Here is a 1,048-nt window from a genome sequence, read left to right as displayed (position 1 = left end):
GATGGCAAGCTGTGAGTCCGCGGTGCTAGAAGCACGTGTGGGAGCAAAGCTGCCATCCACCTTTCCACTCTGGCCGATAAGCCCGAACAGTTGAACGAGCGCCACTCGAATCACAAGCGTGGGCAGAGCCAGAGCACTCTCACTTCTGAGTGTAAGAGGGTTTTGCCATGATTTCCTGGGTCGGCATCGATATCTCTAAATCAAACCTTGTTGTCTGGGTTCAACCACAGAAAGAAGGTTTCGAGATTCCAAACACATTTGAAGGCTTTGTTGAGCTGATCAAACGATTGAGCTGCTATGAGGTTGGTCGGGTATTGCTGGAGGCCACGGGAGGCTACGAGCGCCAGGTCATGGCGGCACTGCAACAGGCGAATCTCCAAGTGCTGCGAATCAATCCTCGTCGGGCCAGGGCCTTCGCGGTGGCCATGGGCAAAAATGCCAAGACCGACCCGATTGATGCGGCAGTTCTGGCTGATTTTGCCGAAGTGCTGCATGGGTCTAATGAAAAGGTCATTTCTCCTGAGCGTGAAGCTCTGCGCGAGCTGATTCAGTGTCGCGAGCACTTGGTTCAGCAGCGCGACGACAATAAGCGTCGGCTTCAGCAGGCTCAGTTGCCAACCGTTGTCAGCGCGACCAAAGATCATATTCGTTACCTGCAAGTGCAGATCAAAGCCTTGGAAAAACACCTCGTTCAGAGCATGTTTGATTTGGATGCAGAAAAGGCCAATCGACTCATGTCTGTGAAAGGGATTGGCAAAGTCGCGGCCGCCAGTTTGCTGGTTTATTTGCCAGAGCTGGGCGAGTTGGATCGCAGGGAAGTGGCGGCGTTAGCGGGCATAGCCCCTTACAACGACGACAGCGGAAACCACAATGGAAAACGGCAGATATACGGAGGGAGAGCACGAGTCAGGCATGCGTTATACATGTCGAGTTGGGTTGTTATCCGATTTCAAGCAGACTTTAAAAAGCGCTACGAGGCTCTAAGGGAGCGAGGGAAGAGCGCGAAAGTCGCGCTCATCGCCTGCATGCGAATACTGCTGATCAGACT

1 protein-coding gene is annotated in these 1,048 nt (G+C 53.3%); it reads left to right on the top strand.

Annotated features, from left to right (window positions below; genetic code table 11):
• Positions 1 to 167: 167 nt before the first annotated feature.
• Positions 168 to 1,048, top strand: an 881-nt coding sequence (locus tag CXF97_RS13975; protein ID WP_101159030.1) for a transposase, incomplete at its 3' end; no start/stop codon positions are given.

Source organism: Pseudomonas sp. Choline-02u-1 (genome assembly GCF_002836515.1).
GTDB lineage: Bacteria > Pseudomonadota > Gammaproteobacteria > Pseudomonadales > Pseudomonadaceae > Aquipseudomonas.
The sequence above is the reverse complement of the archived record's forward strand: the minus strand, read 5'-3'. Positions and strand labels throughout refer to the sequence as shown.